Origin of the sequence: Streptomyces macrosporus, assembly GCF_039533145.1 — a bacterium.
GTDB classification, from domain to species: Bacteria; Actinomycetota; Actinomycetes; order Streptomycetales; family Streptomycetaceae; genus Streptomyces; species Streptomyces macrosporus.
In genome coordinates, this window is sequence record NZ_BAAASZ010000052.1 from 60155 (window position 1) to 80482 (window position 20328).

Below are 20328 nucleotides of genomic sequence, written 5' to 3' on the forward strand. Positions count from 1 at the left end.
AGCGGTGTCGGACGAGTTGGGGACGAGCGACGAGCACCGCTCCGCGACACCGAGGGAGAGCGAATGGCGCGCATGTCACGCGGGACCAGAACCGGCGCGATGGTGGCCGCCGGGCTGCTGGCCGGCACGGCGCTGGTCGGCTGTGGGACCGACGGCGGCGGGGAGAACCGGAGCACGGCCGATCGTGTGCAGGAGGGGAGTGCGCGGGCCGAGGGGCGCGAGGACGCCGCCGAGGTCGTGCGGACGGCACACGAGAAGACCGTGGCGGCCGAGACCGCGAAGATGACGCTGAGGCTCCACGCCGCCTCCGGCGGACAGGAGCGGACGGTCACCGGAAGCGGCTCCATCGACCTGGCCGACGGAACCAGCGACCTGACGATCCGGGTCGGCGGCGAGACGATCCGGCAGCGCGTGGTGGACCAGGCGCTCTACCAGAAGCTGCCGGAGTCCCTGCGGGACCGGGTGTCGGACGGCAAACCGTGGATCAGGATCGACCTGCGGGAGGCCGCCGGACGGATCGAGGGCGTCAACGGGGTGCGGATCAGCGACCCCGCCCGGGCCGTCGACTACGCCCGGGCCCTGTCGGACGACGACGCCACCCGGATCGGCCGCGAGAGGATCGACGGCGTCGACACCACGCACTACCGCGTGACCGTGGACGTCGAGGACCTCGCCGGCGAGGACACCGCCCAGGGCGAGCGGCTCCGGCGCCAACTCGGTGAGTCCCTGCCGATGGACCTGTGGCTCGACGACCGGGACCGCATCCGCCGCCAGCAGTTCGAGATCGAGGCCAAGGGCGCCGGCGGCCCGTCGGCGGAGTCGCGGGAGCCGGGAGAGCCCGATCGGACGCGGAGCGCCGCGGTCCGCACCGTGCTGGAGTTCCACGACTTCGGCACCCCGGTCGACGTCTCCGCGCCGCCCGCCGGACAGACCACGGACGTCACCGACAGGTTCGTCCGGCCGAGTGGAGAATCCCCCGCCGGCTGACACCGGCGGGCGCCGATGAGTCCGGCCACCGGCTCGCGTCTCTACCTTCGCAGAGACCCGTGGGCGTCCGCGGGCGAGCGACAGGAGGAGAGATGGCGAACACGCCGAACACGTCGCACACGCACACCACCCACGTGACCCGCACGGCACGCGCGACGCGCACGACGATCACCGAGCCGGTGGCCGAACTCGACCCGCGGTTCAGCGACGAGGGCGCCGTCCCCACCCCCTGGTCCGAGGCGACGCGGGGGCTGGAGGCGGCGGAGGTGTTCTGGCTGTCGACCGTACGGGTCGACGGACGCCCCCACGTCACCCCGCTGCTGGCCGTCTGGCTGGACGGCGCCCTCCACTTCTGCACCGGCCCGACCGAGCAGAAGGCCCGCAACCTCCAACGCAACCCGCACTGCGTCCTCACCACCGGGACCAACATCCTCCGCGAGGGCCTGGACCTGGTGGTCGAGGGCGACGCCGCACGGATCGTCACCGACGCCGAACTCCGGCGCCTGGCCGACCTCTACGAGGCCAAGTACGGTCCCGACTGGCGCTTCACCGTCCGCGACGGCGCCTTCCACGACCCGCGGGGCGGCGAGGCGCACGTCTACCGGGTCGTCCCCACCGTGGCCTTCGGCTTCGCCAAGGGCGACGCGTACGCCCAGACCCGCTGGCGGTTCGCCCGGTGACCGCGGCGAAGTCGGCAGGGGGTCAGGAGCGGAGGATGCCCGCCCGCCGGGCGGCCCTCAGCCAGGAGGGGAACTCCGACAGCAGCCGGTCGTACAGCTCGGGGTCGGGGACCCGATCGATGTCGTCCACGGCGAAGAAGCCGACGTTGTCCACGCGCCGCCCCGGCAGGGTGTCGAACCGCTCCAGCACCCCGTAGTTCGCCCGGCCCATGCCCACGAACTGCCAGAAGATCGGCTCCTCGACCGCCGCCCGCAGCTCCCGCTCGATCTCGTCGTCGCGGTAGACACCGCCGTCGGAGAAGAACAGCACCAGGGTCGGGTCGGGCGCCGGGTTCTCGCGGACGTGGGCGCGGACCTCCGCGATGACCCGCTGCTCCTCGTTCTGGACCCCCACCAGCCGCATGTCCACCTGATCGGGCTCCAGCCCCCGCTTGCGCTTCCTCGGGCGGCCGAACAGGCTCATCTCGCCCACCCGCACATGGCGGCGGATCCACCCGGGCAGCTCGCCGATCCGCAGGTCGGGCAGGCGGGCCGGATGGGTGGCGAACGTCCACGCCTGCATCTCGCCGTCGTCGTCGAGCTGCGCGGCGACGGCCGCCATGCGCTCGACGACGCCCGCGACGGTCCCCTTGCCGTACAGCAGCGCCATCGAGCCGGAGGCGTCCAGGACGAGGATCACCCGCGCCCTGACCCCCTCCGCGCCGTGCTTGCGCAGGCTGACGGCGACCTGCTCCTTGCGCAGGGACAGGCGCGTGCGCACGTCGACGGGCAGGCTCTCCTCGCCCGTGCCCGACCGCGGGGACGCCGCGGTCGGCTGCCGCAGGGGCAGGGGCGGACGCGGGGCGACCGGCTCCCGCGGCGGGAGCGGGGCGGGCGGCCGGACCGGCTCCGGTGCCGTCCGCGGCAGCTCCTCGTCCACGGTGATCCCGTGGTCGCGGGCCAGCCCGGCGAGTCCCGACGCGTACCCCTGCCCGACCGCGCGGAACTTCCACTGCCCGCCGCGCAGGTACAGCTCGCCGCCGACGAACGCCGTCTCGGTCGTCGCCTCCGTCTCGAAGCGCACCACCTCGGCGCCCGTCGCGGCGTCCAGCAGCGACAGCCGCAGCCCGGCCAGTTGCCCGAACGTCCCGCCGTCGGCCGACGCGCACAGCAGCACCCGCGCGATGCCCGCCTCCAGCCGGGCGGTGTCCACCTCGACGGTGTCCGTGACGGTGCCCTCCTGCCGCCGCTTGCCCAGGTGGCGCACGGCGCCGGAGGCGTGGTGGGGCTGGTTGTAGAAGACGAAGTCGGCGTCGTCCCGCACCCGTCCGGCGGCGGTCAGCAACAGCGCCGAGGCGTCGGCGTCCGGCGCGCCGGGGGCGTCCGCCCAGCTCAGCCGGGCCCGCACGGCGGGAACGGGCAGGGGGACGTTGGCTCCCTTGCTCAGCGATATCGGCTCCACGCGCTCCAGTCTGCCCGCCCGCCCCGATGGAAGGCCCCGGGAACCCCTCGTTCGTTCCGAGAGATCCACAGGTCGGATCAGTCCTCGACGACCGGACGGACGGGCGAGGGGAACGGGTCCGGACGGTCGTGGATCTCGCCCCCGGCCAGGACGCGGACACGGCGGCGGAACGGAAGCCGCGCGGATGTGTCGTTCACGACACCCCCGTGCTCCCGCCCGTCCCGGCGCCCGGCTCCCCGCCACGACGGAACCGCAGGTCGGCACCGCCGAGAACCGCGCCGGAGATCAACACCGCTGCCCCGCTTCGCGTTTGGTGCCGGGGGTGGGAATCCGAGACCGGAACCAACGCCTCATCGGTTTATGTATGCTCCTTGTCGTTTCATCACATCCCAGGGGGGATCTTTCGTGCGCAAGCACCCTGTCATGGCCGCTGCCGTCACCGCCGGTGCGCTGGCCGCTCTCGTCGCCGCTCCGGCCCAGGCCGCCGAGTACAGCTCGGCCCTGAAGGTCCGCGGAGTCCAGTACGACGCGCCCGGCCGGGACTCCAACAGCTGCTCCTCCGGCAACACCCGCGAGGAGTACCTGACGATCAAGAACTACTCGTCCTCGGCGACCGTCAACCTCAAGGGCTACATCGTCAAGGACGCCGCCGGGAACCGCTTCACCTTCACCGCGAGCCACTCGCTCCAGCCGGGCGACTACGTGAAGCTCCGCGGTGGCCGCGGCACCGACTCCGACAAGAACAACGTGGTCTACCGCAACAACTGCAACTTCCTCTGGAACAACGACCGCGACACGATCTACCTGTACAAGCCCTCCGGCAGCCGCGCGGACGTCCACTCCTACACCAAGAGCGGATCCGACCCCGACGGCAACGGCTACATCACCTTCCACAAGTAGGCTCCACAAGTAGGCCGAACGCCCCCGGTCCCCCGTCTCCCCGAACGGAGGCGGGGGACCGCCCGGGCCGACGGCCCACGGCGGCCCACGGCGGTCGGGACGTCGGCGCGGAGCCGAGAAGGCCGAGGCTCACACCCGGAAGCCGCAGACGTACACCAAGTCCGTCGGGTCCGTCATCCGCCTCATCCCCGCGTCGACGCGGGCGAGGACGGTCTCCCTGTCGGCGTCCCACGGGTCGATGTCACGGTCCTCGCGCTCACCGACGTCCCCGACCCGGACCCCTCGGTCGATCAACGCGCCGATCAGTTCCAGGGCGACCTCCCGGACCCGCGACACGGGGGCGCCTCTGCCCGCCACCGTCTCGGCCGAGTCCCACAGGGGGACGAAGTAGAGGAGCCCCTTCTCCGCGTACCGGAAGAGGTACTCCACCTCCTCCTCGAAGAGATCGGCCGACACCGCCCCGCCTCCCTCACCTGTCCATCGGTTCCGGCCGCCCGGTCGTTCCCGGAGGCGCCCGTCCGGTGGCAGGAGTCCGTCCCCTCGGCCGGGTGACGGCACAAAGTGGCCGAATCTCATCGTCGGCCGCTTCTCCTCGTCCGTCCGGGGCCGCCGTCCGTCCCCGGCCGCCGGATCTCGCGGCGCGCCTCCGCCCTACAGGCGCCGCACCGCCTGCGCCTCCGCCCTCTCCACCGGCGTACGGCCGTAGACGTGCACCAGCGCGAGGTGGAAGAGCGCCGGCGCGAGCGGGGCCCACCGGTGGACGCGGTCGGCGCGCAGCATGTACCGGGCCACCGCCGCGGGTCGGAAGGGCACGTAGTCGACGGTCTGGTGCTCCCACCGGTCCGCGACCCCCCGGCTCATGCGCTCCTGGAGTCCCTCGCGGGTCAGGTCCTTCAGCCGGGCGTGGAAGTGGGCGCTCCAGTGACGCCTGTCGACGTCCAGCACGAAGGCCAGCAGGTCGAGCGAGTACTCGTGCGGCTCCAGGGACAGCTCCTCGCGCATGCCGCGCCGGGAGACCGCGTACAGGTCCGGCGCGCTCCTGCCGGCGGAGTCGATGTGCCGCGACATCCCCTCGTTGACCGAGGAGTTCCAGACGCCCGGCGCCATGCGGACCCGGTTGCTGCGCCGGCTGACGACCAGCATGTCGTCGGCGGTCACCACCGCGATGTTGACGGCGAAGCTGCACTGCAGGAACGCCGGTGCCCGCAGCGGGTCGTCCGGGTCGAGGTACCGGGAGCGGGGGGTCGTCCCGTCGGACAGCCGACGGTCGAGCTGCTGGGCGGCGAGGAAGGTGTAGTAGTCCGTCGGACGCAGCCGCAGGTGCACTTCCGGCCGTTCGTCGAGGGCCGTCCGGGACACGTCGAAGGACTCCACCGCGTACCGGGGGCCGTTCCACAGCGGCGTCCGCCCCTCCGCCCTCAGGCGCTCGCTCTCCTCCGCGATCTCCTCCCGCCACGCGGCCATGTCCGGCGGCAGCTCGACCTCCCCGTCGAGGACCTGGACGTGGATGCTCTCGGGGGAGATCGGGGAATCCCCGTCGCCCTCCACGATCAGGGCGGAGGTGTGGAGGGGGCCCAGGGAGAAGGTCCGCCACACGGGCGCGGACTCCTCCCGGCTCCGGAGGCCGCGCAGCGCGACGGAGGAACGTCTGCGCAGCCTGAACCAGCCGTCCTGCAACGGCTGTTGGAACAGCACGGCGAACACCATGCCGATCACAGCGCCGACCACTCCGTTGGCCACGTCGATGCCGCCCATGCCAGGGAGGGTATCGGCGGTGATCACACCGGTCGCGCCCTCCGCTTCCCGGATGCCCCGGCAGCGGCCGGGGCATCCGGGAGGAGCGGTCCGTGCGCGGAGGTCAGTCCACGACCGGCAGGTAGACGCGGTGCCCCGCCGCGGCGAACTCCTCGGACTTGCGGCGCATGCCCTCCTCCGGGTCGACGCCCGGGTCGACGGCGGCGTCACCCGCGCCGACGGCCTCGACGGCGAGGTCGCCGCCGTGCTCGCGACGGATGTCCCGGGAGATCTTCATCGAGCAGAACTTCGGCCCGCACATCGAGCAGAAGTGCGCCGTCTTCGCCGGTTCGGCCGGGAGCGTCTCGTCGTGGTAGGCGCGGGCCGTGTCCGGGTCGAGGGCCAGGTTGAACTGGTCCTCCCAGCGGAACTCGAACCGGGCGTCGGAGAGGGCGTCGTCCCACTCCTGGGCACGGGGGTGGCCCTTGGCCAGGTCCGCGGCGTGGGCGGCGATCTTGTAGGTGATGACGCCCGTCTTGACGTCGTCGCGGTCCGGCAGGCCCAGGTGCTCCTTCGGGGTGACGTAGCAGAGCATCGCCGTGCCCCACCAGGCGATCATCGCGGCGCCGATGCCGGAGGTGATGTGGTCGTACGCCGGGGCGATGTCGGTGGTGAGCGGGCCGAGGGTGTAGAAGGGCGCCTCGTCGCAGATCTCCTGCTGGAGGTCGACGTTCTCCTTGATCTTGTGCATCGGGACGTGGCCCGGGCCCTCGATCATCGTCTGCACGTCGTGCGACTTGGCGATCCGGTTGAGCTCGCCCAGGGTGCGCAACTCGGCGAACTGCGCCTCGTCGTTGGCGTCCGCGATGGAGCCCGGCCGCAGTCCGTCGCCCAGGGAGAAGGTGACGTCGTAGACGCGCAGGATCTCGCAGAGTTCCTCGAAGTGGGTGTAGAGGAAGTTCTCCTTGTGGTGCGCCAGGCACCAGGCCGCCATGATCGAGCCGCCGCGCGAGACGATGCCCGTCTTGCGGCGGGCGGTCAGCGGGACGTAGCGCAGCAGGACGCCGGCGTGGACGGTCATGTAGTCCACGCCCTGCTCGCACTGCTCGATGACGGTGTCCTTGTAGACCTCCCAGCTCAGCTCCTCGGCCCTGCCGTCGACCTTCTCCAGCGCCTGGTAGAGGGGGACGGTGCCGATGGGGACGGGGGAGTTGCGCAGCACCCACTCGCGGGTGGTGTGGATGTTGCGGCCCGTGGAGAGGTCCATCACGGTGTCGGCGCCCCAGCGGGTCGCCCAGGTCATCTTCTCCACCTCCTCCTCGATGGAGGAGGTGACGGCGGAGTTGCCGATGTTGGCGTTGACCTTCACCAGGAAGTTCTTGCCGATGATCATCGGCTCGGACTCCGGGTGGTTGACGTTCGCCGGGAGCACGGCGCGGCCCGCGGCGATCTCGTCGCGGACGAACTCCGGCGCGCACCCCTCGCGGATCGCCACGAACTCCATCTCGGGGGTGATCTCGCCCCGCCTGGCGTACGCGAGTTGCGTGACGGACGTGGTGCCGTCGCGGCCCCGGCGCGGCAGGCGCGGGCGGCCGGGGAAGACGGCGTCGAGGTTGCGCAGGCCGCCGCGCGGCGAGGTGTGCCTGATGCCGTCGTCCTCGGGCCGCACCTCGCGGCCCGGGTACTCCTCGGTGTCGCCCCTGGCGACGATCCAGTTCTCCCGCAGCGGCGGCAGGCCGCGGCGGACGTCGGTGTCGATGTTCGGATCGGTGTACGGGCCGGACGTGTCGTACAGCGTCACGTCCCGGCCGTTGGTGAGGTGCACTCGGCGGACGGGCACCCGGATGTCGGGGCGCGTTCCGCTCAGATAGCCCTTGTGCCAGCCGATCTCGCGCTGGGCTCCGCCGTCGGCGGTGTTCTGGGCAGCGTTTTCGGGCGTGCGTGCATCCTGCGTGGTCATGAGACCCAACTCCCTACGCCGGCATTACCCGGTAACAGGTTCGGCGGTCGACGCAGCGTGTCCCCGTGGCCGTCCCACGGAGGTCAGCGTCCTCTCAGCCCCGTGCTCGGAGCTCCCGCGGTGTGCAAAAGCGCCCCCACGCTAACGGCTGATCCCGGACGTGCGCCAGAGTGCCCTCCACACCTCCTGGGATGATCGGGGTGTGGACTCTCCTCCCCGCCCTCCGTACCCCCGTCCGCCACAGCCGCCCACGCCCGGCAACACGCCCGGTCCCGCGGACGCGCACGGCCGCGCACACGACCGCGCGGCCGGACCCGCGGCCGGTCACGCGCACGCGCACCACCACGGTCCCGTCGCGCCCGCCTCGGCGCGGCTGCGCAGGATCATCGCGGTGGTGCTGGTGCCGTTCGCCGTGGCGGTGCTCGCCGGGCTGGTGGTGCTGTGGCCGGGCGGGACCCCGGAGGGGAAGGAGGGGCAGAGCGGTCTCGGCTACGACCGGCAGACGTTCTCCGCCCGGGTCACCGCGGTGGAGGAGGTGGCCTGCGAGGACGTGAACGCGGCCCCCGGACAGCGGCCCGGCGGGGAGCCGGGCGTGGCGGACTCGCTCCCGCGGACGGGCGGGACGTGCCTGAAGGCGACCGTCGAGGTCACCGAGGGCAAGGACGCGGGCCACACGTTCCCGGAGGTCGTCACCCCGGACGCCACCCGCCGTCTGACGGCCGGCCAGGAGGTCGTGGTGGCGTACGCGCCCCGGGCGCCGCGCGAGTTGCAGTACAGCGTGGTGGACGTGCGGCGCACCGTCCCCCTGACGGTGCTGGCCGCCGTCTTCGCGCTGGCGGTGGTGGTCGTCGGACGGCTGCGCGGGGTGCTGGCGCTGGTCGGGCTGGTGGTCGGCTTCGCGGTGTTGACGCTGTTCATCCTGCCCGCGATCCTCCAGGGCTCCGATCCGCTGGCCGTGGCGGTGGTCGGGGGCAGCGCGATCATGCTGGCGACGCTGTACCTGTGCCACGGCGTCAATGCCCGCACCTCGGTGGCCGTCCTGGGGACGCTGGTGTCGCTGCTGCTGATCGGGGTGCTGGGCTCGGCGTTCATCGGCTGGGCGGAGCTGACGGGCAACACCGACGACCAGACGGGCCTGGTGCACACCCTCTACCCGGACATCGAGGTCCGCGGTCTGCTGCTGGCCGGGGTGCTGATCGGTTCGCTGGGCGTGCTGGACGACGTGACGGTGACGCAGACCTCGGCGGTGTGGGAGCTGCGGCAGGCCGATCCGGAGGCGGGCTGGCGCAGGCTCTACGGCGCGGCGATGCGCATCGGGCGCGACCACATCGCGTCGGTGGTGAACACGCTGGTGCTGGCGTACGCGGGCGCCTCGCTGCCGCTGCTGCTGCTGTTCTCCGTCGCGCGGAGCGACGTGGGGACGGTGGCCGGCAGCGAGGTGGTGGCGGAGGAGATCGTGCGGACGCTGATCGGCTCGATCGGCCTGGTCGCCTCGGTGCCGGTGACGACGGCGCTGGCCGCGCTGGTGGCGGTCGCGGACCGCGGGGACGGACGGGACCGGGGGCGCGGTCGGCGGGGACGGCGGCGGGCGCGGCACTGAGCCGCGCCCGCGACGCTCCCGTGCGCCCCGGCATCCGTCGGGGCGCTCCCTCCGCCCCTCCGCCGGATGCCGGAGGGCTCGGGTGCCGGGCGGGTCAGGTGCCGGACGACGAGGTGAACTTCCGCACCACGTAGACCAGTCCGCCGACCAGCGCGACGAAGAGCAGCAGCTTGAACAGCAGCCCCAGGATGAACCCGACGACGCTGGCGATCAGGCCGCCGAAGACGAAGAGCGCGATGGCGGGGATCGCGACCCACTTCACCCACCACGGCAGCGCCGCGAAGGTCTTCTTGACGTCCATGCCCGTTACCCGCTTCCTCTGCCCGATCGCTCGCCCGATCGCATGCCCGATCGCTGTGGCTCCGGGACCGCGGTCTCGTTCCGCGGTCCCCGTCGTCCGTCTCCGATGCTAGGCGGGCCGGAGCCCCGGTGGGAGCCGCACCGGCCCGGGTCCTTCCCCGATCCGGCCCCTAGGGAACCCCGAGGCCGGGGGCGTCAGCTCTCCGGGGGAGAGAAGACGACCAGGACCCGCAGGTCCTCGGAGACGTGGTGGAACTTGTGCGGCACCCCGGCCGGCACGTAGACCACACTGCCGCGCGCCACCTGGGTGGTCTCGTCCCCGACGGTGATCAGCGCCCGGCCGCTGACGACGAAGTACACCTCGTCCTGGCGGTGCGGCTGCTGCGGGTCGGGTTGGCCGCGGTCCAGGGCGTACAGGCCGACGGACATGTTCCGCTCGCGCAGGAACTGGAGGTACGCGCCCTCGTTGGCGGCCCGCTCCGCCTCCAGTTCGTCCAGTCGGAACACCTTCACAGGTCCTCAACCCCTCACCGGTAGGCGGCCGCGTCCACATCTGGGACGATCTCGACCATGGTGACCTTTCTCGTCAAGACGATCGCCAACGCCGTGGCCCTGGCCGTCGCCGTGTGGCTGCTGGACGACATCACGCTCACGGGTGACGACACCGCCGACAAGGCTCTCACGCTGGTCCTCGTCGCGCTGATCTTCGGTCTGGTCAACCTGGTGGTCAAGCCGATCGCGAAGCTGCTCTCCTTCCCGGTGCTGGTCCTCACCCTGGGCCTGTTCACGCTGGTGATCAACGCGCTGATGCTGCTGCTCACCTCCTGGCTGGCGGACCGGACGGGCCTGGCCTTCCACGTCGACGGCTTCTGGACGGCCGTCCTCGGCGCCCTGATCATCTCCATCGTGTCGTGGGCGGTGAACATGCTGCTGCCCGACGGCGACTGACCGCGGAACACCGGCGGAGCACCGTCCGAACGCCGGCACGTCGCCGATGATGGAACACATGCGCACTCGCACGTCCGACACCCCCGACCCCGCCGGCGCCCGTACGCCGTACCGCGTCTGTTTCGTCTGCACCGGGAACATCTGCCGCTCTCCCATGGCCGAGGCCGTCTTCCGCGCCCACGTGGCGGAGGCCGGGCTGGCGGACCTGGTGGAGGTGAGCAGCGCGGGCACCGGCGGCTGGCACGTGGGCGACGGCGCCGACCACCGCACGCTCACGGTGCTGGAGGCGGCCGGATACGCCCTGGAGCACGTCGCGCGGCAGTTCCGCGGCGACTGGTTCGAACGGCTGGACCTGGTGATCGCCCTGGACGAGGGGCACCTGCGCGAGCTGAGGGCGCTGGCCCCCACCCCCGAGGACGCCGCGAAGATCCGGCTGCTGCGCTCGTACGCCCCCGACGCCGACGGCGCCGAGGGGGACGTGCCCGACCCGTACTACGGCGGGATGGAGGGCTTCGAGGAGTGCCTCGCCCTCGTGGAGGAGGCCGTGCCGGGGCTGCTGGAGGAGGTGCGGGCGGCGGTGGAGGCCGACGGGGCCGCCGCGGCGCGGTCGTGAGCGAGGGGTTCGTCGTCGGCCGTGCCGCGGCCCTGACCGGCTCCGCCGTCGACGGGGTTCGGCCCGTGGGCGGCGGCGACATCTGCGACGCGTACCGGATCGCGCTCCCGGACGGCCGCGCCGTCTTCGCCAAGACCCTCCGCCCCGCGCCCGAGGGCTTCTTCGCCGCCGAGGCCGGCGGTCTGGAGCTGCTGGCCTCCACCGGGACGGTCGCCGTTCCCCGAGTGCTCGCCGCCGAGGCGGACGTGCTGCTGCTGGAGTGGATCGAGCCGGGCCGGGCGGACGCCGCGCAGGCCGAACGGCTCGGCCGCGAGCTGGCCGCCCTCCACTCCACACCGGCCCCCGCCTGGGGCAACCCCGACCCGTCCCGCCCCGCCTACCTCGGCTCGGTGCCCCTGCCCTCGCCCGCCGAACCGCCCACCGCCCCGGAGGACTGGCCCGCCTTCCACGCCGAGTGGCGGCTGCTGCCCCTGCTGCGGCAGGCCGTCGACCGCGGCGGGATCGGCCGTGGGGACGCCCGCGACGTGGAGCGGCTGTGCGAGGAGCTGGCCGCCGATCCGGGGGACGGCACGGGCGTCTCCGGACCGCCGCAGCCGCCCGCCGTCGTCCACGGCGACCTGTGGTCGGGCAACGTCCTCTGGTCCGCCGACGGTCGCGCCCGTCTGATCGACCCGGCCGCGCAGGGCGGTCACCCGGAGACCGACCTGGGCATGCTGGAGCTGTTCGGCTGCCCCCATCTGGAGCGGCTGCTGGCCGCGTACGAGGAGGTCAGGCCCCTGCCCGGCCGTCGGGCCCGGCTGCCGCTCCACCAGCTCCAACACCTGCTGGTGCACGCCGTCCTCTTCGGCTCCGGCTACGGCGCCCGGTGCGGTGCGGCGGCCCGGTCGGCGCTGGGCTGAGCGGCGCACGTACGCTCGAAGGCACCGAGTACGACGACCGGGGCGGAGCACGAGGAGCGGCACATGGTGGACGGCGGGAACGGCGACGGCGACGGGACGCGGGTGGTACGGGCCGGGCTGCCCGAGGAGGAGCCCTACGCTCCGCCGCTGCCGGGTCCCGTCCTCGCCGCGCACTACCACCTGCCCGGCGACCCTCCCCCGGAGTCCTTCGGACCCGGGAGGGACCCCCGTGGCGTCCCGTACACCTACGGCCGCGACAACAACCCCACCTGGACGGGGCTGGAGCGCGCGATCGGCGAGCTGGAGGCGCCCGGCGACGAGACGGCGCGGACCACCGTCTTCGCGTCCGGCATGGCCGCGATCTCCGCGGTGCTGCTGTCGCGGACGAAGCCCGGCGACGTGGTGGTGCTGCCCTCGGACGGCTACAACCTGCTGATTCCCATGCGGGAGCGCCTGGAGGGCTACGGCGTGGAGGTCCGCACCGCCCCCACCGGCGGCGACGCGCAGCTGGAGGCGCTGGACGGCGCGACGCTGCTGTGGATCGAGTCGCCCTCCAACCCCGGCCTGGACGTCTGCGACATCCGCCGGCTGGCCGACGCCGCCCACGAGCGCGGCGCGCTGGTCGCCGTGGACAACACCCTGGCCACCCCGCTGGGCCAGCGCCCGCTGGAGCTGGGCGCCGACTACGCCGTGGCCAGCGGCACCAAGGCGCTCACCGGCCACGGCGACGTCCTGCTGGGCTACGTGACCTGCCGGGACGAGGAGCTGGCGGCGTCGGTGCGGCTGTGGCGCAAGACGGTCGGGGCGATCCCGGGGCCGGTGGAGGCGTGGCTGGCGCACCGCTCGCTGGCCACGCTGGAGCTGCGCACCGCCCGGCAGGCGTCCAACGCGCTCGCCGTCGCCGAGGCGCTGCGCGAGCGTCCCGAGGTGAGCGACGTACGCCACCCGGGGCTGCCGGACGACCCGGCGCACGAGGTGGCCGCCCGGCAGATGCGGCGCTTCGGCTGCGTGGTCTCCTTCACCCTGCCGGACAAGGGCTTCGCCGAGCGCTTCCTGGCCGCGCTGCGGCTGGTGGGCGAAGCGACCAGCTTCGGCGGCGTGCGCTCCACGGCCGAGCGGCGCGGCCGGTGGGGCGGGGACGCGGTGCCGGAGGGCTTCGTGCGGATGTCGGTGGGCGTGGAGGACGCCGCCGACCTGATCGCCGACCTCCGGACGGCGCTGGACGTCGCCGGACGCGGCTGACCCGCGGACGACCCGACGCGCGCGCCGGGCGCCGGCCCGCGGAGAGGGCGCGGGCGGCTTGACGCTCCCCCCCTCGTGCCTCAAGCCGCCCCGCGCGACGCGCGTGGACCGCGCCGGGTCAAGGGTAGTTGACCCACCGTCATTGTCCCATCACGATTTTCGACACTCCCGCTCGCCTCGTCGGCCCCGCTCGTCTCGTCGACCCCGGTCGCCCTCGTCGACCCGCTGACCGGGCGGGTGCCGGGTGCCGGGCGAGGTTTCGCCCCCACCGCGCCGGGCGAGACCTTCCCCATGACCGTCGACGCACGCCCCGTGGTCAAGCGCACCGCCCGGGCCATCCTGCTCGATGACGACGAGATGATCCTGATCAAACGCACCAAGCCCGGCCGCGCCCCGTACTGGATCACCCCGGGCGGCGGTGTCGAGCCGGAGGACGCCACCGTCGTCGAGGCGCTCCACCGCGAACTGGACGAGGAACTGGGGGCGAAGGTGACCGACGTGGTCCACGCCTTCGTCGACACCGTCCCCTACGACCCGGCCGACGACCCGGACGCCGCGGACCCGACCGGCCCGCCCGGGGTGAAGGTGCAGCACTTCTTCGTCTGCCGGCCGGCCGACATGGACCCCTCCCGCCGCCACGGCCCCGAGGTGGACGCTCCGCGCGGCGAGTACGAGATCGTCCGCGTCCCCTTCACCCGCGCGGGCATCGCCTCGGTGGAGGTGGTGCCGCCCTCCCTGCGCGCCTTCCTGGACGCCAACATCGAGGGCGTGCGAGCCCTGCTCGCCCCCGACCTGGGCCTGGGCTGACCGGCCCGGAAACGGGAGCCGGTCCGGGGCCGGGCGTCAGCCGAACCAGCCGGTGAAGGGCACCTCCTCGGCCTCCGCGCGGCGGCTGCGCGCCCGGGCCAGCACCCTCTCGGCGTGGGCCCGCCAGGCCGCCGGGTCCTTGGCGTCCGGCAGCGCGTCCGCGAACGCCGGCCGCGCCGGCGGACTCCCCGCGGCCCCCCGCTCCGCGACCGCGGGAACGTGCTCGCGCGCCGGACGCTCGGCCGGACCGCGCTCACGCGCCGCGCGCGCCGTCCCGAAGAAGTCGCCGCCCTTGCGCCGCTGGTCGTCGGTGCCCCAGTCGCGCGGCGTCCCCTTGGGCGCCTTCTGCAGGTGCGGGATGTGCTTGGCGCAGTGGATGTACGCCTCCTCCACCGTCACCCGCACCCACATCCGCGCCCGCCGCCCGGGCACGGAGTCGACCGTGAGCTCGGGGTGCGCCGCCCGGACCGCCTCGTCCTCGACGATCTCGGCACGCCCGTTGACGTGCAGGCCGATCCGGGCCCGGAAGAAGTCGATCATCAGGATGCCCACGTGCGGGTTCTCCTGGATGTTGCCCAGGCTGGCGTGCACGCCGTTGCCCCGGTACTCGGGGTACAGCAGGGTGCGTTCGTCGACCACGTGCAGGAAGCCGGGCGGCCCGGCGCGGAAGGTGCTGTCGCACTCGCCGTGCCGGTCCGCGGTGGCCAGGAAGAACATCTCCTGCCGCCCGATGAACTCCCGCATCCGCTCGTTGAGGTGGTCGAGCATCTGCTCGTCGTAGAAGCGGTCGGCGCGCTCGACCGTGCCCAGCCGCCGCTGTATCGCGTGCTCGCCGTCGCTGCCGGGCCGTACGGGCGTGACCGCGGTCGCCTGCCGGTGCTCCACCGGCTCCACCACCCGCAGCAGCATCGTCTCGTCGGTCGCTCGGACCGCACCCGCCGCTTCCGTCACATCCATCCCGTGGTTCACGCCGCGGTCCACATTCCGTTCCAATTCCCTGCCGCTCTCGGTTCCCTGCCGTACCCGGTCGCGCCCGCCGCCCTCAACCGCCCACGGCGGCCAGGCCGTCGAGGGAGTCGTGCCGTATGCGGTGGGAGGGGATGCCGGACCCCACCAGCGCGTCCACCCCGCTGCGGATCATCCCGGGCGGGCCGGACAGATAGCCGTCGTACGCGTGCCACGGCCCGTACCGCCTGACGGCGTCCGGGAGTTGACCGACGAGACCGTCCGACGGCCCCTCGGAGACCACCGGGCGGACCGACAGCCAGGTGTGCCGCCGCTCCAGCTCGCGCATGGTGTCCAGGTCGTACAGGTCGTGGGCGCTGCGGGCGCCGTAGAACACCTCCATCCGGCGGGCCCGACCGTGCCGGGCCACGTCCTCCACCAGCGCCTTGATGGGCGCGATGCCCGTGCTGCCGCCCAGGCAGAGCAGGCCGTTGTCGCGGGAGTGGTCCACGGTCATCGTCCCCGCCGGGGCGCCCAGCCGCAGCACGTCGCCGGGGCGGGCCCGGTGGACGAGCGCGCCCGACACCCAGCCCGCGGGCACGGCCTTGACGTGGAAGACGAGCAGCCCGTCCGTCCGCGGGGCGCAGGCGAGGGAGTAGTTCCGCCACACCCTCGGCCACCACGGGGTCTCCACACTGGCGTACTGACCGGCCAGGAAGGGGTAGGGCCGGTCCGGCCGCACGGTGATGACAGCGATGTCGGACGTGCGCATCTCGTGCGAGACCACCTCCGCCTGCCACCAGGCCGGGGCGCGCCGCTCGTCCTCCGCCGCGGCGTCGATCATGATCTGGGAGATCGCGGTGTAGGCCCGCACCCAGGCGGCCTCGGCCTCCTCGCTCCAGGTCCGCGTGGCGTAGCGGGTGAGCGCGGCGATCAGGCACTCGCCGACGGCCGGGTAGTGCTCGGGCCGGGTGCCGTACTTGCGGTGGCCGCGACCGAGGTGGGAGAGGTACTGGGTCAGGACGCGGGTGTCGTCGATGAGCTTGGCGGAGGTGAGCAGCGCCTTGAACAGCCGGTCGCGCTGGGCGTCCATGGAGGCGGGGAAGAGCTCGCGCAGCCGCGGGTGCCGGACGAAGAGCAGGGCGTAGAAGTACGAGGTGACCGCCTGGGAGATCGGCTCTATCTCCTCCAGCGTGCGGCGTATCAGCAGCGCGTCGCTCTCGGGGTCGAACCTGCCGTAGTCGGGGTTGGCGACGAACGGCTCGGGCGCGGGACGGGCGGCCGGGGGCGACGGCGCGGGACCGGACGGCGGCGCGGCCCGCTCCTCCGCCGGAGGGGTGAACCAGTTCCACTCCCCACCGCCGGCGTCACGTCCTACGGCGGCGGTCCCGCCGGCCGCGCCCTGGGGAGTTCCGTTGTCCGCCGACGTAGTGGCCATGGTCTGTCTCGCCTCGAACATCTTCCGATCGGTGCGGTCGCTCGCCGGGGGCGGAAAGCGCCCGTAAGGAGACCCCGTGTCATCGGCCGCGGATTGACGTGAGCGGCGATGTGGACTCGACCATACCGGCGACCCGTCAATGCACAAGTCCCCTCCGCGGTTTCACGGAATTCCGCCTCCCCCGCCCCCGCCGGACATGGCCGGCCGCCGCGTCCGGCGTCCCGTCCGCCGTCCCGACGGGCGCGCGGAGCAGGGCAGTCGGCCCTCGCCCCGGCCCGGGGGGCGGGGTCCGGGACCGAGGGGAAACGGATTGCGCGCACGGCGGTCGGCACACCTCCGCATGTCACCGGCGCGCGTCCCGCAAGCCCTCCGTCGCGTATCGCTCACACTTTCGATGCGCGATCTTCACTTTCCCGGGCGGCATACGGAAAACCTGCGGGATCGCCCCCTCCGCGCTTTCCATCACGGGCCGTTCCCTTTCCTCCCCCCGGCCCGCGCATTTCCCCTCTCGGCAACCGGGGCGGACGGCGACCGGACTCCCGGGAACCACACGCGAGCACGCCGGAACGCGCGGGAACACCCGGCGGAGCACCCGCGCGCCTCCCGGGAGCGGACCGCCGCCCTTCCCGTACTCCCGGCCGAGTACACCGGGACACTCCCGCCACCGGACGCGCCGCGGACCGCTAACGACGAACGCGGTGGGCATGCGACACCTCTCCCGCCCGGCCCGCCGGGCCCTCCTGGTCGTCCACGTCACCGTCTCCGCCGCGTGGCTCGGCCTCACCCTCGCTCTGCTGACGCTCGCCGTCGCGGGCGCGGCCGGCGACTCCCCCGACGCCGCCGAGACGGCCTACCGCGCCATGGCGACCATCACCGACCGGCTGGTCGCCCCGGTCGCCCTCCTCACCCTGACCAGCGGACTGGCGCTCTCCCTCGGCACGTCCTGGGGGCCGGCGCGCCACCGCTGGGTGTTCACCAAGTTCTGGCTGACCCTCGCCGCCAACGGCGCCTCGATCCTCCTCCTCCGTCCCGGAATCGACGCCGCCGCGGCCGAGGCCGCCGCCGGACGTCCGGTGAACCCCGTCGACCCCCTCGTCCCCCGTCCGTCGCGCCGGCGACCCACGCGTTCGTCACCGCGATCTCGGTGCTCAAGCCCTGGGGGCCGACACGCCGGGGCAGGCGGGCGCGCGCCGCGGGACGCGCGAGGACGGGAACGAGGACGGGAACGGGGACGGAAGCGGGGACGAGGACGGAGGTCGGGGCCGGCACGAGGGCGTAAACCGGTGGCCGTGCCACCGACCCGTCGGCCATCCTGGGCCTCCGTGACCTCCTCCTCACCGTCCTCACCGACCGCACCGACCGCACCGACCGCACCGACCTCGCCCTTCTCGCCCTCGCCGCTCCCGCCGGCCCCGCCCGTCCGCCGCCTCACCCTCGCCGACCTCCCCGCCTGCCTCGACCTCGCCGCCGACCGCGGCTGGTCACGCGAGGAGCACAAGTGGCGGCTGCTGCTGACCGCCGGACAGGGCTACGGCATCGACGCCCCGGCCGACGACGTCCGCGGCGGCCTGATCGGCGCCTTCGTCCTCACCACCTACGGCCCCCCGGACGGCGTTCCCGGCGGCAGGCCCTGCGTCTGCGTCTCCATGGTGCTGGTCGCCCGGCGCCACGCCCGCCGCGGCCTGGGCCTCCGGCTGATGCGGCACGCGCTCCGGGAAGCCGGCGACGCCACCGTCTTCCTCTTCGCCACCGACCTCGGACGGCCGCTCTACGAACGGCTCGGCTTCACCCCCCTCACCCCCGTCGACACGTACACCGGCCGCTTCGCCTGCGCCTGCCCCGGAGGCCACACCGCCGACGTCCCCGTGCGCGACGCCACCGCGGCCGACCTGCCCGCCGTGCGCGCCCTGGACACCGCCGTCTTCGGCGCCGACCGCACCCACCTCCTCGCCCGCCTGCCGTCCTTCGCCGACCGCCTCGCCGTCGCCGCCTCCGGCACCGAAACGACCGGCTTCGCCGCCGCCTGGCCGAACGGGGACACCACCGTGATCGGCCCGGTCGTCGCCGAGGACGAGACCACCGCCCGCGCCCTGATCGCCCACCTCGCCTCCCGCACCGAGGGCCCGATCCGCTTCGACACCCACGCCCACCACCGGGACCTGGCGGTCTGGCTGCGCGCCCACGGCCTCGCCGGCGGCTTCCTCTCCACGCTGATGGTCCACGGCGCCCCGGACGTCCCCTGCGACACCCGCCGCGTCTTCGCGCCCTGCTCGGTGGCGCTGGGCTGACGCCCCCGGACGGCCCGGCCGAACGATCCGGGGGCGCCGGACGCGCGGGCGTCAGTCCGCGCGCCAGCCCTCCGGGTCCACCCCGCCCGGGACGGGGGCCTCCGGGTCGTACGGGCGGCGCGTGAAGACGAACGTCCCCAGGTCGAGGTGGTCGACCGTGCCGTCCGCCCGGCGTGCCACCCGCAGCGTCTCGCCCGCGTAGTAGCCGTCCAGCCCGGTCCAGGTGCCGTCCTCCTCCGGCCGGAACCGGGAGCCCCGGCCCGCGCCGCCCACCGCGCCCAGTTCCAGCTCCCGTCCCGAGCGCAGCCGCAGCACGAACGCCGACGGCCCCCAGTACCAGGGACCGGTCAGCTCCAGCAGCTCCGGATCGGCCTCGGACCGCGGCCGCCACGGCTCGGGGCAGGACGGCTCGCGCTCCGCCACGATCCCCAGCAGGTCGGCCGCCAGACCGCCCACCGGCAGCCCCGACGTCGCGTTGACCAGCACCACGCTCGCCAGCCGCTCCTCCGGAGCCGTCCACAGCGCGGCGAGGAACCCCGGCATGGACCCGGTGTGCCCCGACAGCAACCGCCCGCCCGAGCGCGCCAGTTGCAGCCCCAGCCCGTACGCCTGGTCCCAGGACCCCGCCTCCGGCGCCACCGCCGGGGACCGCATCTCGGCCAGGCTCTCCGCGCCGAGCACCCGCTCGTCGCCCGCCGACAGGAACGCCGCGTAGCGGCACAGGTCCTCCGCCGTCGACCACAACTGCCCGGCGGGCGCCATCAGCCCGGTCTCCGCGGCCGGTTCGGGCTGCACCACGTCCGCCCACGGATGCACGGCCCACCCCCGGGCGTACGGCTCGACGGGCAGCGCCGTCGTACGGCGCATGCCCAGCGGCTCCAGCACCTCCTCGCGCAGCACGTCGCCCCACGGCGCGCCGCGCAGCCGCTCCACGAGGGAGCCCAGGAGCGCGTAGCCGAGGTTGGAGTAGTGGTGCCGCCGCCCCGTCGGGTGCCGCAGCGGTCGCTCGCCGAAGAGGTCCGTCGGCTCGGGCCTGAGCTTGCCGGGCGTCCGCTCCCACCAGGGGCCGCGCGGCTCGGCGGCCAGGCCGGAGGAGTGGGACAGCAGCTGGGCGATCGTCGCCCCGGCCAACCCCGGCCCCGCCTCCGCGGGCACGTCCAGGTGCTCGCCGAGCGGATCGGCGAGGTCCAGCCTCCCCTCGTCGCGCAGCCGCATCACCAGCACGGCGACGAACGTCTTGGTGATCGACCCGATCCGGTACTGGGTGTCCGCGGTCGGCGGACCGCCGTCCACACCGCCGCGCGCCCCGGCCCACACGGCCCTCCCGTCCCGCACCACGGCCCCGACCACCGAGGGCACCCGCCCCTCGGCCTGGGCTCGGGCCAGCCTGTGGAGGAGCGCCCGACGGGTCTCGGGCAGCGGCTCGACGTCCGGTTCTCCGTTGTCTGTGATCATGTGGCCACTCTCCCCGGTCACGTCCGCGGACGCCGGCGTTTTCCACCGCGCCGCCCGAGGCGGTGCGGTGGCCCGCCCCTGTGGACGACCG

The 20328-nt window shown here is 73.8% G+C and carries 20 protein-coding genes; 10 read left to right on the forward strand and 10 right to left on the reverse strand.

Features of this window, described 5'->3' with window-relative positions:
- Positions 1 to 72 precede the first annotated feature (72 nt).
- Together ABD335_RS29625 and ABD335_RS29630 are read left to right on the forward strand one after the other, a co-directional pair.
- Entirely contained in the window at positions 73 to 987 is a 915-nt protein-coding gene (locus tag ABD335_RS29625) for an SCO4651 family lipoprotein (protein WP_344329061.1), read from the forward strand.
- A 92-nt stretch (positions 988 to 1079) separates the two neighbouring features.
- The gene (locus tag ABD335_RS29630) at positions 1080 to 1667 is read left to right on the forward strand and encodes a pyridoxamine 5'-phosphate oxidase family protein (RefSeq protein ID WP_344329062.1); all 588 of its coding nucleotides are present in this window, start codon (positions 1080 to 1082) and stop codon (positions 1665 to 1667) included.
- A 22-nt stretch (positions 1668 to 1689) separates the two neighbouring features.
- On the opposite strand, the gene ABD335_RS29635 is transcribed toward ABD335_RS29630, so the two are convergent.
- Complete coding sequence (locus ABD335_RS29635; protein ID WP_344329063.1) at positions 1690 to 3108, reverse strand: VWA domain-containing protein; 1419 nt, start codon at positions 3106 to 3108, stop codon at positions 1690 to 1692.
- A 77-nt stretch (positions 3109 to 3185) separates the two neighbouring features.
- The gene (locus ABD335_RS31000) at positions 3186 to 3305 is read right to left on the reverse strand and encodes an Imm7 family immunity protein (protein WP_425583782.1); all 120 of its coding nucleotides are present in this window, start codon (positions 3303 to 3305) and stop codon (positions 3186 to 3188) included.
- Positions 3306 to 3531: 226 nt separating this feature from the next.
- On the opposite strand from ABD335_RS31000, the gene ABD335_RS29640 reads away from it, so the two are divergent.
- Complete coding sequence (locus ABD335_RS29640) at positions 3532 to 4008, forward strand: lamin tail domain-containing protein (protein ID WP_344329387.1); 477 nt, start codon at positions 3532 to 3534, stop codon at positions 4006 to 4008.
- Positions 4009 to 4137: 129 nt separating this feature from the next.
- Here ABD335_RS29640 and ABD335_RS29645 read toward each other — a convergent pair whose 3' ends face one another.
- The 3 genes from ABD335_RS29645 to thiC form a co-directional block, all read right to left on the reverse strand.
- A complete protein-coding gene (locus tag ABD335_RS29645) occupies positions 4138 to 4464 on the reverse strand; it encodes a hypothetical protein (protein WP_344329066.1) in 327 nt (108 codons plus the stop codon).
- 195 nt (positions 4465 to 4659) lie between these two features.
- Positions 4660 to 5763 carry a hypothetical protein gene (locus tag ABD335_RS29650; RefSeq protein ID WP_344329067.1) on the reverse strand — a complete coding sequence of 368 codons (1104 nt, stop codon included), beginning with the start codon at positions 5761 to 5763 and terminating at the stop codon, positions 4660 to 4662.
- Between the two features lie 103 nt (positions 5764 to 5866).
- The gene (gene thiC, locus ABD335_RS29655; protein WP_344329069.1) at positions 5867 to 7702 is read right to left on the reverse strand and encodes a phosphomethylpyrimidine synthase ThiC; all 1836 of its coding nucleotides are present in this window, start codon (positions 7700 to 7702) and stop codon (positions 5867 to 5869) included.
- Positions 7703 to 7904: 202 nt separating this feature from the next.
- Between thiC and ABD335_RS29660 the strand changes: the two genes are divergently transcribed.
- Positions 7905 to 9302, forward strand: a complete 1398-nt coding sequence (locus ABD335_RS29660) for a YibE/F family protein (protein WP_344329071.1) — start codon at positions 7905 to 7907, stop codon at positions 9300 to 9302.
- A gap of 94 nt (positions 9303 to 9396) precedes the next feature.
- On the opposite strand, the gene ABD335_RS29665 is transcribed toward ABD335_RS29660, so the two are convergent.
- The gene (locus ABD335_RS29665; RefSeq protein WP_344329073.1) at positions 9397 to 9603 is read right to left on the reverse strand and encodes a DUF5326 family protein; all 207 of its coding nucleotides are present in this window, start codon (positions 9601 to 9603) and stop codon (positions 9397 to 9399) included.
- Between the two features lie 194 nt (positions 9604 to 9797).
- Positions 9798 to 10115, reverse strand: a complete 318-nt coding sequence (locus tag ABD335_RS29670; protein WP_344329075.1) for a cupin domain-containing protein — start codon at positions 10113 to 10115, stop codon at positions 9798 to 9800.
- 57 nt (positions 10116 to 10172) lie between these two features.
- Here ABD335_RS29670 and ABD335_RS29675 point away from each other — a divergent pair, with 57 nt between their 5' ends.
- From ABD335_RS29675 to ABD335_RS29695, 5 genes are all read left to right on the forward strand, one after another.
- Positions 10173 to 10550: a phage holin family protein gene (locus ABD335_RS29675; RefSeq protein WP_344329077.1), complete on the forward strand. Its 378-nt coding sequence runs from the start codon at positions 10173 to 10175 to the stop codon at positions 10548 to 10550.
- 58 nt (positions 10551 to 10608) lie between these two features.
- Positions 10609 to 11163: a low molecular weight protein-tyrosine-phosphatase gene (locus tag ABD335_RS29680; protein WP_344329078.1), complete on the forward strand. Its 555-nt coding sequence runs from the start codon at positions 10609 to 10611 to the stop codon at positions 11161 to 11163.
- Positions 11160 to 12062: a fructosamine kinase family protein gene (locus tag ABD335_RS29685; protein ID WP_344329079.1), complete on the forward strand. Its 903-nt coding sequence runs from the start codon at positions 11160 to 11162 to the stop codon at positions 12060 to 12062. Before ABD335_RS29680 ends, ABD335_RS29685 begins: the two co-directional genes overlap by 4 nt.
- Before the next feature lie 63 nt (positions 12063 to 12125).
- The gene (locus ABD335_RS29690) at positions 12126 to 13304 is read left to right on the forward strand and encodes a cystathionine gamma-lyase (RefSeq protein WP_344329081.1); all 1179 of its coding nucleotides are present in this window, start codon (positions 12126 to 12128) and stop codon (positions 13302 to 13304) included.
- Positions 13305 to 13595: 291 nt separating this feature from the next.
- Entirely contained in the window at positions 13596 to 14111 is a 516-nt protein-coding gene (locus tag ABD335_RS29695) for an NUDIX domain-containing protein (RefSeq protein WP_344329082.1), read from the forward strand.
- 36 nt (positions 14112 to 14147) lie between these two features.
- Here the strand turns inward: ABD335_RS29695 and ABD335_RS29700 are convergent, their stop codons facing one another.
- A complete protein-coding gene (locus tag ABD335_RS29700; protein WP_344329388.1) occupies positions 14148 to 14933 on the reverse strand; it encodes a pyridoxamine 5'-phosphate oxidase family protein in 786 nt (261 codons plus the stop codon).
- 220 nt (positions 14934 to 15153) lie between these two features.
- Complete coding sequence (locus ABD335_RS29705) at positions 15154 to 16494, reverse strand: globin domain-containing protein (RefSeq protein ID WP_425583783.1); 1341 nt, start codon at positions 16492 to 16494, stop codon at positions 15154 to 15156.
- A gap of 704 nt (positions 16495 to 17198) precedes the next feature.
- Between ABD335_RS29705 and ABD335_RS29710 the strand changes: the two genes are divergently transcribed.
- Positions 17199 to 18782 carry a GNAT family N-acetyltransferase gene (locus ABD335_RS29710; protein WP_344329085.1) on the forward strand — a complete coding sequence of 528 codons (1584 nt, stop codon included), beginning with the start codon at positions 17199 to 17201 and terminating at the stop codon, positions 18780 to 18782.
- Between the two features lie 51 nt (positions 18783 to 18833).
- On the opposite strand, the gene ABD335_RS29715 is transcribed toward ABD335_RS29710, so the two are convergent.
- On the reverse strand, positions 18834 to 20237 hold the full coding sequence (locus ABD335_RS29715) for a serine hydrolase domain-containing protein (protein ID WP_344329086.1): 1404 nt from the start codon (positions 20235 to 20237) through the stop codon (positions 18834 to 18836).
- Between the last annotated feature and the right edge of the window lie 91 nt (positions 20238 to 20328).

Excerpts from the sequence above, each read along its gene's own strand:
- ABD335_RS29695 (WP_344329082.1), top strand. The coding sequence starts at position 13,596 with ATGACCGTCGACGCACGCCCCGTGGTCAAGCGCACCGCCCGGGCCATC.
- ABD335_RS29650 (WP_344329067.1), bottom strand. The coding sequence starts at position 5,763 with ATGGGCGGCATCGACGTGGCCAACGGAGTGGTCGGCGCTGTGATCGGC.
- ABD335_RS29665 (WP_344329073.1), bottom strand. The coding sequence starts at position 9,603 with ATGGACGTCAAGAAGACCTTCGCGGCGCTGCCGTGGTGGGTGAAGTGG.
- ABD335_RS29705 (WP_425583783.1), bottom strand. The coding sequence starts at position 16,494 with ATGGCCACTACGTCGGCGGACAACGGAACTCCCCAGGGCGCGGCCGGC.
- ABD335_RS29715 (WP_344329086.1), bottom strand. The coding sequence starts at position 20,237 with ATGATCACAGACAACGGAGAACCGGACGTCGAGCCGCTGCCCGAGACC.
- ABD335_RS29690 (WP_344329081.1), top strand. The coding sequence starts at position 12,126 with ATGGTGGACGGCGGGAACGGCGACGGCGACGGGACGCGGGTGGTACGG.
- ABD335_RS29630 (WP_344329062.1), top strand. The coding sequence starts at position 1,080 with ATGGCGAACACGCCGAACACGTCGCACACGCACACCACCCACGTGACC.
- ABD335_RS29680 (WP_344329078.1), top strand. The coding sequence starts at position 10,609 with ATGCGCACTCGCACGTCCGACACCCCCGACCCCGCCGGCGCCCGTACG.
- ABD335_RS29625 (WP_344329061.1), top strand. The coding sequence starts at position 73 with ATGTCACGCGGGACCAGAACCGGCGCGATGGTGGCCGCCGGGCTGCTG.
- ABD335_RS29710 (WP_344329085.1), top strand. The coding sequence starts at position 17,199 with ATGCGACACCTCTCCCGCCCGGCCCGCCGGGCCCTCCTGGTCGTCCAC.
- ABD335_RS29640 (WP_344329387.1), top strand. The coding sequence starts at position 3,532 with ATGGCCGCTGCCGTCACCGCCGGTGCGCTGGCCGCTCTCGTCGCCGCT.
- ABD335_RS29675 (WP_344329077.1), top strand. The coding sequence starts at position 10,173 with ATGGTGACCTTTCTCGTCAAGACGATCGCCAACGCCGTGGCCCTGGCC.
- thiC (WP_344329069.1), bottom strand. The coding sequence starts at position 7,702 with ATGACCACGCAGGATGCACGCACGCCCGAAAACGCTGCCCAGAACACC.